Consider the following 10,688-nt stretch of genomic DNA (forward strand, 5'->3'; position numbering starts at 1 on the left):
CGGCGGGCAGAATGCCGGGCATGAACGATTCCTACGCCCGGAAGCTGTGGACGGTCTTCGAGCCGCTGCACATCGTCACCTACTTCTCGCCCGAATGCCTCCAGGCCAACAAGGACGTGGGCCTGAAGGGGTTCTGGATGGGCTACTTCGGGAGCCGTGCCGCTCCCATGGGCCCGGTGTCGGCCGGGGTGGTCGACGCGACGTTCTACGGGTTCCATCCCGTACGGGTGCGCAAGGCGGTGCCCGACGCGTGGACGTTCGCGTCCCCTGAGGAGATCCTGCGCGCGCGCGAGGAGAGCGCGGCCAAGGCCCTGCGGCGGCTCGCCCCCGGCATCGACGAGGTGGCGGAGAAGGCGAACCCGCTGCTCGCCTCGGTGGTGCAGGCGGCCGATGGCGCCGGTCGTGCACTGTTCAACGCCAACCGTGACGTGCCCACCCCCGACGACCCGGTCGCCGCTCTGTGGCAGCACACGGCCTCCCTCCGGGAGCACCGTGGGGACGGCCACCTCGCCGTCCTGGTGAACGAGGGCCTGAACGGCATCGAGTCCAACGTGCTCGCGTACGCGGCCAACGGGATGACGTTCGACGTGCTCACCCTGACCCGGGGCTGGTCGGCGGAGGAGTTGGACGGTGCCGCCACGGCGCTGGCCGGACGGGGCCTGCTGGACAAGGACGGCAAGGTCACCGATGAGGGCAGGGCGCTCCGGAAGCGGATGGAGGAGCGCACCGACGCGCTCGCGGCCCCCGCGTACCGCGTCCTGGACGACCCGGACGGGCTGTTCGCGCTACTGGAGCCGATGGCGCAGCCGGTGATGGACTCGGGCGAGGTGCCGTTCCCCAACCCGATCGGCCTGCAGAAGCGCTAGCGGCGCCGTACGCCCGAAACACCGCATGCCCGCAACGCCGCATGCCCGAAGCGCTGGAGGCGTCACTGGGCGGGCGTCACGAACCCGTACTTGTTGAAGAGTTCGCGAGCGACCGGAGAGGCCAGCCAGGAGACGAAGGAGGCGGCCTCCTTCTCGTTCCGGCTCTCCTTGACGGCGGCCGCGGCATAGGTGGCGGTGACGTTCTCCAGCGCCGGGATGGGCACGCTGCTCGCGGCGACGCCCGCGGACTTCAGGTCGGTGATGTAGACGAGACCGGCGTCGGCCTCGCCTGTGCGCACCCGGTCCAGGACGGCCCGCACGCTGATCTCCTCCGACGAGGACCGCACGGTGACCCCGGCCCCCGCGAAGATCTTGCGCGCGTACCGCCCGGCCGGGACGGTCGAGGCCCCCAGCGCGACCCGCAGCCCCGGCCGGGTGAGATCGCGCAGGCCGTGGATCCGGCGCGGGTTGCCGGGCCGCACGACGATCGTCATCGCGTTGTGCGCGATCACGCGGTGGCGCCCGGTGAGACGCTCGTTCACCTCGTTCAGGGTGCTCTCGTCCGCGGACACGAGCACGTCCCCGGCGTCGTGCTGCGACAGCCGGCCGGCCATCTCCTGCGAGCCGCCGAACGAGAACCGCACCTGGACGTCCCGGTGCTCGCGCTGGTAGGCCACGCCGAGCTCGCGCAGCACCTCCCGGGTGGAGGAGGCCGCCAGGACGGTGAGCGTCGTCTGCGCCGAGGATTCGCCGCAGCCTCCGGTGACCGCGCCGAGGCCGAGGAGGAGCAGCGCGGCGCGCGCGACGAGGCGCCGCCGGCGGGGGGAGTCCGGCATATGTCCAGATCTTAGGGTGAGGGCCCTTGTGTCGTGGCGTTGTGCCCTGGCGTGTCAGTGCCCGCCGCTAGGGTTTCAGAAGCCGAGAACACCCTTCCCCGGAGGCCCCTCTATGTCCCTCGACCTGTTGGAACTGCTGCCCGGCGACTGGCGCGAGCGCCTCGACCCGCTCGTCGATCCGATCGGTGCCGCGGCCCTGGGTGCCTTCGTGGCGAAGGAGTACGAGGAGCAGACGGTCTTCCCGCCCCGGGAGGACCTGTTCAACGCGTTCCGGCACTGCGCGTACGACAAGGCCCGCGTCCTCATCCTGGGCCAGGACCCCTACCACGGCCCGGGGCAGGCGCACGGGCTGAGCTTCAGCGTCCGCGACGGCGTCAGGATCCCGCCCTCGCTGCGCAACATCTACAAGGAGCTGGCCGGTGACCTCGACGTCCCGGTGTCCAAGACCGGCGACCTCACCGCCTGGGCCGACCAGGGCGTGCTGCTGCTCAACGCGGTGCTGACCGTACGGGCCGCCGAGGCGGGCTCGCACGCGGGCAAGGGCTGGGAGGACTTCACCGACGCCGCCATCCGCGCGCTGAACGACAAGCCGGAGTGCGTCGTCTTCGTCCTGTGGGGCGCCTATGCCCGCAAGAAGGCCAAGCTCGTCACCGGCGCGCACCACGTCGTGATCGAGTCGGCGCATCCGAGCCCGCTGAGCGCCAAGAAGTTCCTCGGCACGCGGCCGTTCAGCGCCGTCAACAAGGCCCTGGCCGACGCCGGCCAGCCGGAGATCGACTGGGCCGTTCCGCCGCGCCCCTGAGCACGCTCAGAGCCGCCCCGCCCCCCTGCCGCCGTGGTGCCTGCGACCAGACCTGGAGCCGGCACCACGGCGTCATGTCACGGCGTCAACGTCACGGCGCCGCGTCACAGGGGCCTGTCACAGCGTCAACGTCACAGGGCCAGGCCGAGGGTCAGCAGCGCGCCGTACGCGAGCTGGAGCCGTCCCGTGCCGCCGAGCACCGGGATCAGGGCCGGCCCGGTCGCGCCCTTGAGGACGGTCTGCATGGGCGGCACCGACAGCGGCGCCGACAGCAGCGCCAGCAGCACCCACGGATGCGGTGCCGCCATGGCCAGCACGATCGTGTACGGCAGCGCGGTGCACGCCGCGTACAGGACGCGGGTACGGCGGTCGCCGAGCACGACGGCGAGGGTGCGCTTGCCGGAGACCTTGTCGGTGGGGATGTCGCGCAGGTTGTTGGCCACCAGGAGCCCGCAGGCCAGCAGCCCGATCGGTACGGCCGCCGCCCACGCCTCCCAGGGGACGCCCTCGACCTGCACGTACACCGTGCCGACCACGGCGACCAGGCCGAAGAACACGAAGACCGAGATCTCGCCGAGGGCACGGTAGCCGTACGGGGTCTTGCCGCCGGTGTAGAACCAGGCGGCCAGGATCGCCACGGCGCCCACCAGGATCAGCCACCAGGTGGTGACGGCGGCGAGCACCAGCCCGGCGACGCCGGCCGCGAGGAAGCAGCCGAGCGCGGCGGCGAGCACCTGCTTCGGCCTGGCGACCCCGGAGCCGACCAGCCGGAGCGGGCCGACCCGGTCCTCGTCGGTGCCGCGGACGCCGTCGCTGTAGTCGTTGGAGTAGTTGACGCCGATCTGGAGCACGAGCGCGACGAACGCGGCCAGGGCGGCGCGCCACCACACGGACTGTCCTTCACCGATCGCGACGCCCGTACCGACGGCGACGGGGACGAGGGACGCGGGGAGCGTTCGGGGCCGCGATCCGGCGACCCATTGGGAGAGCGTGGCCACTGGTTACCGTTGGTTCTCGTGGGGCGACAGGGGACGGGGGCCTATTCTCCCCGACCCCGATCACCGTTGGGTCGCGGGGACGTCGTGGCGGGCGGGCCGGGCCGCAGCCGCAGCGACATCGCCAGGCCGAGGGCGAGGATGGCGGCCGTGGCCAGGGCGGCGCTCCGGGTCGCCTCCGCGAGGCTTTCGTCGGCCGCGCGGGCGAGCGGCGCACGATCGGCGTCGGCGTGCAGCTCGCGGGCGTACGTTCCGGCGCTCTGCCGCAGCTCGTGCGCGATGGCGGCGCGCTGCTCGGGAGGTAGGTCGGTGCCCTGGAGGCGTTCGGTCATGGCGTGCCCGAGACCGGTGGCGAAGACCGTTCCGATCAGGGCGATGCCGAGGGCGGCGCCGATCTGCCGGGCCGTCGACTGCGTCCCGGACGCCTGCCCGGCCCGCTCGTGCGGTACGTCGGTGAGCGTGACGTTGGTGAGCTGCGCGGCGGTCAGGCCAAGGCCGATGCCGTACAGCAGCATCCACGGTGCCAGGCCGAAGCCGGTGGTGGTCGCGCTCAGCGTAAGCGCCAGCGCGATGACGGCCGCGACCTCCAGCACCATGCCGAACTGGACGACCCGGACGGGACCGTGCCGCCGGGCCAGCTTGCCCGCGTACCCGCCGCACAGGAACGCGCCCACGGCCATCGGCAGGATCGCCACGCTGATTTGGAGCGGGTCGGTGCCGTGCACGCCCAGCAGGAACAGCGGCAGCACGAAGACCAGCCCCAGCTCGCCCACGTTGATCAGGGCTGAGGCGAGGTTGCCGTGCCGGAAGCTCGGGATCCGGAACAGGGTGAGATCGAGCATCACCGGCCGGCCGGCGGCGGCGCGGGCGCGTTCGACGACGACCAGCGCGGCCAGCAGCACGACGCCCAGCCCCAGCACGACCGGGACGGGCGACAGCGCGCTGGGCGGCCAGGCGAACGGGCCCATGTGGAACGGGCGGGTCGCCGTCCACCAGCCGTAGGCCTGGCCCTCGATCAGCCCGCACACCAGGGCACCGAAGCCCAGCGCCGACAGCAGCCCGCCCGGCCAGTCGATCTCGCGCAGCACGCCCCGTACACCGGTGGCGGCCCGGGTACGGGCCACGCGCGTCTCGGGCATCAGCAGGAGCGCCCCGGCGATCAGCGCGATCCCGATCGGCAGGTTGACGCCGAACGCCCAGCGCCAGCCGGCCGACGACCCCACCGCACCGCCGATCAGCGGGCCCAGCCCGGCCATTCCGGCGATCATCGAGCCGTAGACGCCGAACGCGGCGGCCCGTTCCCGGCCGGTGAACATCGCGTTCACCGTGGACAGCGTGGCGGGCAGGATCATCGCGGCGCCGACGCCCTGCAGCGCCCGCGCGCCGATCAGCGCCGACCCGCTGCCGGCCGCGGCGGCGGCCATGCTGGCCAGCACGAACAGCGCGACACCGAGCACGAACAGCCGGCGCCGCCCGAACAGGTCGCCGGCCCGGCCGAACGGGATCAGCAGCGCGGCGAACACCAGCGAGTAGACCGAGGTCACCCACTCGGCGTCGGAGGTGGTCAGGCCGAGCCCGGCGATGATCTGCGGGAGCAGGACGCCCACGATGGTGGCGTCCACCACGATCAGCGCGACGCCCAGGCTGATGACGACCATGCCGAGCCAGCGCCGGCGACCGGAGGCCGGAGCGGCCGTCCGGGCAGGCCGCGGCGGGACAGAGGTGGTCAGGGACACGGAACAAACTTATGCCCGGCCCCGCGCCGCCTCGCACCGGCCCCGTCTTTGGGCCCGCGCCAGGACCCGTTTTAAGCCTCTGTTAACGCCCGTGTTAAGGCACGTGCCGACGGCCCGCCGCCGCGACCGCGCTTCAGCCGCTGACGCCGCCCGCGGCGTCGCCCGTGCTGTGGTCCGTGATGTCGGTGTGCAGGCGGATCTGCCGTACGGGCTCACCCATGTCGAGGTCGCGCGCGGTGCCGTCGGGTGCCCATCCGGCCGAGGCCAGGAACGCGCGCAGCACCTCGTCGCCCTCGAACGCCCATGTGATGAGCGTCTCGAAGCCGTCATCGCGCAGCAGGTCCACCGTGGCGGCCAGCAGGCGGCTGCCGTGCCCGGCCCTGGCGTGCATCGGGTCGACCAGGAGCGTCACCAGTTCGGCGGTGGCCGCCGGGTCGTGGTCGGGCTCGTCCTCGGCGGGCGCGTGCGCGGCGAACCCGACGACCAGGTCGGAGGCCACCGCCGCCAGCAGCCGGTGCCGGGGCCCCGGCGGGGACGTCACCGCCTCGGTCCAGCGATCGCGCCAGACCTTGCGCGCGTCGTCCCCGGTCACCTCGGCGAGCACGCCGGCCGGCAGCAGGTCGCGGTAGCCCTGCCGCCAGGCGCGCACCTGGATGTCGGCGATGGCCTCGGCGTCCGCGCGGCGGGCGGGCCGTACGCCCACATCGGCCATGGTCTGCCACGTCCTCTCGTCGGGTGGGAGTTCCTGAGTGCTGACCCGCAGCCTAGGGCGTGTCCTGGAGGCCGTCGCCCTGCGGTGCCGTACGGCGGCGCGCCCGGTACGTGCGGGTCTTGGTGCGGTTGCCGCACACGCTCATCGAGCACCAGGAACGGCTGCGGTTCTTGGACGTGTCCAGGAAGGCCCACAGGCAGGTGCTCTCCTGGCAGACCTTCAGCCGGGTCCACGTCCCGTCGGCGACCGACTCCATGACGGCCGCGGCGACCCGGGCGAGACCGGCGGCCGCGCCGGTGCCGTGGGGGACGAGTGAGGGCCGCCCCTCGATGAGGGCCAGCCGCAGCGGCAGCCGCTCGAGCGCCCCTTCCAGTTCGGCGGGCATGGCGGAGGCGTCCGGCCCGTGATGGCCGAGCATCGCCGCACGCAGGCCCTCGCGAAGGGCCGCCGCCGTCGTGACGTCGACCTTCTCCGCGGCGGTACGGCGCGGGACCAGCGAGCGGGCCGCCAGCCATTCCGCGAGCCTCGGGGGCGTGTCGATCGCGTCGGTGGCGCACTCGACGTCGAGGGTGTTGACGAAGTCGCGGAGCAGCAGGGCGGAGGGAGAGTCGGCCCGTGGGCCGCCGGTCCGCCCGCCGTCGTTCATCACCGCTCCCGCCTGCCTGTTCGTGCGCACCTTACCAAGGACGACACCGGTGTACCCGGATGGCCGGTTGCGACGACTCCCGACACCGGCGTAACGTCTTCACCGGTGTTGCCGTCCAAGGAATGGAAGGGACCGCTATATGGAAGGGACCGCTATGCGGCCGAAGGTGTCGAACGTCGCGATCGACTGCACGGACATGGACGCGATGATCGCGTTCTGGGGCGGGCTGCTCGCCATGAAGGTGACCGACCGGGACGAGGACTGGACCGACCTGGAGCCCATCGGCGAGGGCGGGCCGCTGCTGAGCTTCCAGTTCGTCCCCGAGGGCAAGCAGGCCAAGAACCGGATCCACTTCGATCTCGAGGTCCCCGACATCCACGCCGCCGGAGAGCGCGCCCGCGAGCTGGGCGCCACCGCGCACGGCGAGCCGATGGGCGACGACCCGGACCGGCCGTTCCAGGTCTGGCTCGACCCTCAGGGCAACGAGTTCTGCTTCGTCACAGCCTGACCAGCGACGCCTGACCGGCGACGCCCGATCGGCAGCGCCTGACCAGCGGCGGCCGGCTCACGGGGCGGCGTCGCGGACGGCCTCGGCCAAGCGCCGGACCCCCTCGGCCAGTTCGGTCTCCGAGGCCGCCGCGCCGTAGCTGATCCGCAGGTACGGACCGGGCGGCTCGGCGGGGAAGTACGGCCGGCCGGGGCTCACCAGCACTCCGGCGCGCAGGGCCGCGTCGGCGAGCGCCATGTCGTCCAGGCCGGCGGGCAGCCGTACCCACAGGTGCGGCCCGCCGGCCGGGTTGTTGACCTGCAGTTCGGGCAGCTCGCGGGCGAACGCGGCCCGGACGGCGTCCCGGCGCGAGCGCAGCGCGGTACGCACCGCGCGCAGGTGGCGCGGCCAGCCGGGCGAGCTGACCAGCTCCAGCAGCGTCTCCTGCATGGGTCTGGCCGGGAAGAACTCCTCGATCAGCTGGGTGGCGCGGATCCGTTCGGCGACGGGTCCCCGCGCGATCACCGCGGCGACCCGCAGGCTGGCGGCGGTGGCCTTGGTGGGCGAGGAGATGTGCACGACCCGTCCCTCCGGGTCGGCGCCCACCATCGGCGGCGGGATCGCGCCGATGGCCAGATGGCGTGCGAAGTCGTCCTCGATCACGAACGCGCCCGCCTCCCGCGCCACCGCCATCACGCGCGCCCGCCGCGCGGGCGTCAGCACCGCACCGGTCGGATTGTGGAACGTCGGTTGCGTGTAGAGCACCCGCGCCCCGGTCATCGCGAACGCCTCGGCGAGCATCTCGGGACGCAGGCCGTCCTCGTCCATCGGAACGGGCACCGGGTGCAAGCCACTCGCGCGCGCCACCGCCAGCACGCCCAGATACGTGGGCGACTCCACCAGGAGCGGTGCACCTGGCGGTAGCAGTGCGCGCAGCACGGTCGTGAGCGACTGCTGGCCGCCGCTGGTGATCAGCACGTCGGCGGGCGTGATCTCGCCTCCGGCCGTACGGGCGAACCAGGCGCGCAATTCCGGAACCCCGCCGAGCGGAGGCAGCGCCCAGGCGTCCGGCCGGCGCGCCGCCCGGGCCGCCGCCGTGGCCAGCGCCCTCGCGGGCTGAAGGCCGGGATGCAGGTAGCCGCCGCTGAGCGCGATCACGCCCTCGGGCGGAGGCGTCAGCAGCCGGGCGACACCGCCCGCGTCCACCGCGCGATCGCCCAGCGTGACCGCCTGCCAGCCCATGTCGGCGGGCGCGGCCGCGGGCTCGGGACGCTCGGCGGCGAAGGCACCGCTCCCGGGCCGGGTGACGACCAGGCCCTCGGCCGCCAGCAGGCTGAGCGCCCTGGTCACCGTGACCGGGCTGACCTGGTGGCGGCGCATCAGGGCGCGGCTGGACGGGAGCCGCTCGCCCGCGTGCAGGCCGCGTACCTCCGACCGCAGCCGCTCGGCCAGAAGGGTGACACTGCTATCCTGATGCATGAAGGACAACGATAGCGCTACTAACATCGCACCGATAGCGCTCGGCGGCCTGGCCCTGGCCGCGCTCGGCGTGCTGGTCTTCTCCCTGACCCTCCCCGCGACCGTGTTCGCGCTGGAAGGCCTGGACCCGTACCTGATCGGCGTCGGCCGGTCCGCGCTCGCGACCGTGCCCGCCGTCATCGCGCTGGCCGCCGTCCGGGCCCGCCTCCCGCGCCGCGGGCAATGGCCCGGGCTGCTGATCGTCGCCGCCGGAGTGATCTTCGGCTTCCCGGTGCTCTCCACGCTGGCCCTGGACCACGGTTCCTCGTCCGCGCACGCGGCCGTCATCGTGGGCGTGCTGCCCGCCGCCACGGCGATCCTCGCGGTGCTCAGGGGCGGGGAGCGGCCGTCCCGCATGTTCTGGCTCGCCGCGGCGACCGGGGCGGTCCTGGTCACCGGCTTCGCGCTGATCCGCGGCGCGGGCCACCTCACCGGCGGCGACCTGCTGCTGTTCGGTTCCCTACTGGCCGCGGCGGCCGGGTACACCGAGGGCGGCCGGCTGGCCCGCGAGATGCCGGGCTGGCGGGTGATCTCCTGGGCGCTGATCCTGGCCGCGCCGGTCTGCGTACCGGTCACGCTGTGGCTGCTGGCGACGACGGACCCGCAGTGGACGGGACGTTCCGCGATGGGCTTCGGGTACGTGGCGCTGCTGTCGGCCTACCTGGGCTTCTTCGCCTGGTACGAGGGACTGGCCAGGGCCGGGATCGCGCGCGCCAGCCAGGTCCAGCTGGCCCAGCCGCTGCTGACCATCGTCTGGTCCGGGATCCTGCTGGCCGAGCTGATCGACGCCACCACCGCGCTGGCGGCCGTGGGCGTGCTGGTCTGCGTGGCATTGGCCCAGCGGGCCCGGGTACGGAACGTACCGGGCCCCGGCGGCACGCCGGGGAACCTTGCACCATATGACACTCTCCCGCAAGATGAGAGGGAAAGCGTCACATCGTCGTGACCGCGAGGAGCCCGGCATGGACGAGAAGTCCGGCATGGACGAGAAGCTCGGCAGGGGCGAGAAGCTCACCGTTCCCGAGGGCGGGTTCTGGCCCGCGCCCGATATCCCGCAGCCGAACATCTACCCGATGGAATGGCGGGTGGAGACCGACAAGCTCGCGGCCATCTACGAGAAGTCCAAGCGGACCGTGTGGAACCCCGCCGACCTGCCCTGGGACGGGATCCGCCCGGAGGACTTCAGCATCGAGCAGCGGCTCGGCATCATGTACTGGTTCTCCGTGCTGGCCAATTTCGACGCCTCGGGCCCGGCCGTGTTCGCGCGTGCGACCATTCACGCGTTCGAGCAGCACGAGGAGGATCCGGTCCGCAAGTGCTTCTTCTCGATCACCCGCGACGAGATGAACCACGAGGAGTGCTGCCAGCGCACGATCGCCAAGCTATGGCCGGGTGGCCCGCTGGACTGGACGCCGCGTACCGACCTGGAGAAGGCGGCGCACAACAACATCAACTGGCTCTACTACAACGGCGGCCGCTACTGGGCCGGCTACAGCACGGCGGTCCGCAAATACTCGCTCGCCGTGCTGTTCACCAGTTTCATGATGGGCGAGATGGCGGCGTCCACCCTGTTCCGGGGGATGGCGTCCGGTACGCGCCACCCGGTGTTCGGGGAGATGTTCCAGCGCATCGGCCGGGACGAGTCGCGCCATCTGCAGATCTGCATGACGATCCTGGACAAGGAATGGCCGGGCCTCACCGACGAGGTCAAGGGCCAGATCACCAAGCAGCTGCGGGCCGGGTTCGTGTTCCTGTCGATGATCCTCTGGGAGCCGCCCGAGGGGTTCTGGGAGCTTCCCCCGTACTTCCTCGGCAACCACCGCGTCCTGATGGGCCACGCCCGCGACGCCGGGCTCGGCGTCCTGTCGTTCGAGGAGCAGGCCGAGAACTGGCGGCAGGCGATCGCCCGCGTCCGCGCCATCGTCGAACGCTGGGGCATCGCGTTCCCGGCCATCCCGGAGCTCGACATCGACGGCGTGAAGGTCGAGTTCATCGACCCCGAGGACATCATCCCGGTCTTCTGACCACCCGCCCCCGCTTCGTCGACTCGTGGCGTGTTCGCCTTTTCCGGTGCTGCGACAGGCGAACAC

The 10,688-nt window shown here is 72.5% G+C and carries 11 protein-coding genes; 5 read left to right on the top strand and 6 right to left on the bottom strand.

Annotated features, from left to right (window positions below; translation table 11 throughout):
* Positions 1-20: 20 nt before the first annotated feature.
* Positions 21-866, top strand: a complete 846-nt coding sequence (locus tag ACH34Q_RS27045) for a hypothetical protein (RefSeq protein WP_395985866.1) — start codon at positions 21-23, stop codon at positions 864-866.
* Positions 867-928: 62 nt separating this feature from the next.
* Here ACH34Q_RS27045 and modA read toward each other — a convergent pair whose 3' ends face one another.
* Positions 929-1,702 (bottom strand): molybdate ABC transporter substrate-binding protein, encoded by a 774-nt coding sequence (modA, locus tag ACH34Q_RS27050; protein WP_395985867.1) that lies wholly within the window; start codon positions 1,700-1,702, stop codon positions 929-931.
* Positions 1,703-1,814: 112 nt separating this feature from the next.
* Here modA and ACH34Q_RS27055 point away from each other — a divergent pair, with 112 nt between their 5' ends.
* Entirely contained in the window at positions 1,815-2,504 is a 690-nt protein-coding gene (locus tag ACH34Q_RS27055; protein ID WP_395985868.1) for a uracil-DNA glycosylase, read from the top strand.
* Between the two features lie 131 nt (positions 2,505-2,635).
* Here ACH34Q_RS27055 and ACH34Q_RS27060 read toward each other — a convergent pair whose 3' ends face one another.
* From ACH34Q_RS27060 to ACH34Q_RS27075, 4 genes are all read right to left on the bottom strand, one after another.
* Complete coding sequence (locus ACH34Q_RS27060) at positions 2,636-3,502, bottom strand: 1,4-dihydroxy-2-naphthoate polyprenyltransferase (RefSeq protein WP_395985869.1); 867 nt, start codon at positions 3,500-3,502, stop codon at positions 2,636-2,638.
* A gap of 41 nt (positions 3,503-3,543) precedes the next feature.
* On the bottom strand, positions 3,544-5,235 hold the full coding sequence (locus tag ACH34Q_RS27065) for an MFS transporter (protein ID WP_395985870.1): 1,692 nt from the start codon (positions 5,233-5,235) through the stop codon (positions 3,544-3,546).
* A gap of 133 nt (positions 5,236-5,368) precedes the next feature.
* The gene (locus tag ACH34Q_RS27070; RefSeq protein ID WP_395985871.1) at positions 5,369-5,947 is read right to left on the bottom strand and encodes a GNAT family N-acetyltransferase; all 579 of its coding nucleotides are present in this window, start codon (positions 5,945-5,947) and stop codon (positions 5,369-5,371) included.
* A gap of 52 nt (positions 5,948-5,999) precedes the next feature.
* A complete protein-coding gene (locus ACH34Q_RS27075) occupies positions 6,000-6,593 on the bottom strand; it encodes a CGNR zinc finger domain-containing protein (protein ID WP_395985872.1) in 594 nt (197 codons plus the stop codon).
* A gap of 154 nt (positions 6,594-6,747) precedes the next feature.
* Between ACH34Q_RS27075 and ACH34Q_RS27080 the strand changes: the two genes are divergently transcribed.
* Positions 6,748-7,101 (top strand): VOC family protein, encoded by a 354-nt coding sequence (locus ACH34Q_RS27080; RefSeq protein ID WP_395985873.1) that lies wholly within the window; start codon positions 6,748-6,750, stop codon positions 7,099-7,101.
* Positions 7,102-7,158: 57 nt separating this feature from the next.
* Here ACH34Q_RS27080 and ACH34Q_RS27085 read toward each other — a convergent pair whose 3' ends face one another.
* Positions 7,159-8,559, bottom strand: a complete 1,401-nt coding sequence (locus tag ACH34Q_RS27085; protein ID WP_395985874.1) for a PLP-dependent aminotransferase family protein — start codon at positions 8,557-8,559, stop codon at positions 7,159-7,161.
* Between ACH34Q_RS27085 and ACH34Q_RS27090 the strand changes: the two genes are divergently transcribed.
* Both ACH34Q_RS27090 and ACH34Q_RS27095 read left to right on the top strand, forming a co-directional pair.
* Positions 8,558-9,544: a DMT family transporter gene (locus tag ACH34Q_RS27090; protein ID WP_395985875.1), complete on the top strand. Its 987-nt coding sequence runs from the start codon at positions 8,558-8,560 to the stop codon at positions 9,542-9,544. The genes ACH34Q_RS27085 and ACH34Q_RS27090 overlap by 2 nt on opposite strands.
* A gap of 16 nt (positions 9,545-9,560) precedes the next feature.
* Positions 9,561-10,622 (top strand): hypothetical protein, encoded by a 1,062-nt coding sequence (locus ACH34Q_RS27095; RefSeq protein ID WP_395985876.1) that lies wholly within the window; start codon positions 9,561-9,563, stop codon positions 10,620-10,622.
* The last annotated feature ends 66 nt before the right edge of the window (positions 10,623-10,688 follow it).

Source organism: Actinomadura sp. 9N407, from assembly GCF_044326315.1.
Classification (GTDB): domain Bacteria; phylum Actinomycetota; class Actinomycetes; order Streptosporangiales; family Streptosporangiaceae; genus Spirillospora.

Coding starts and splice junctions, on each gene's coding strand:
- ACH34Q_RS27075 (WP_395985872.1), bottom strand. CDS start 6,593: ATGAACGACGGCGGGCGGACCGGCGGCCCACGGGCCGACTCTCCCTCC.
- ACH34Q_RS27090 (WP_395985875.1), top strand. CDS start 8,558: ATGAAGGACAACGATAGCGCTACTAACATCGCACCGATAGCGCTCGGC.
- ACH34Q_RS27070 (WP_395985871.1), bottom strand. CDS start 5,947: ATGGCCGATGTGGGCGTACGGCCCGCCCGCCGCGCGGACGCCGAGGCC.
- ACH34Q_RS27085 (WP_395985874.1), bottom strand. CDS start 8,559: ATGCATCAGGATAGCAGTGTCACCCTTCTGGCCGAGCGGCTGCGGTCG.
- modA (WP_395985867.1), bottom strand. CDS start 1,702: ATGCCGGACTCCCCCCGCCGGCGGCGCCTCGTCGCGCGCGCCGCGCTG.
- ACH34Q_RS27080 (WP_395985873.1), top strand. CDS start 6,748: ATGCGGCCGAAGGTGTCGAACGTCGCGATCGACTGCACGGACATGGAC.
- ACH34Q_RS27055 (WP_395985868.1), top strand. CDS start 1,815: ATGTCCCTCGACCTGTTGGAACTGCTGCCCGGCGACTGGCGCGAGCGC.
- ACH34Q_RS27045 (WP_395985866.1), top strand. CDS start 21: ATGAACGATTCCTACGCCCGGAAGCTGTGGACGGTCTTCGAGCCGCTG.
- ACH34Q_RS27095 (WP_395985876.1), top strand. CDS start 9,561: ATGGACGAGAAGTCCGGCATGGACGAGAAGCTCGGCAGGGGCGAGAAG.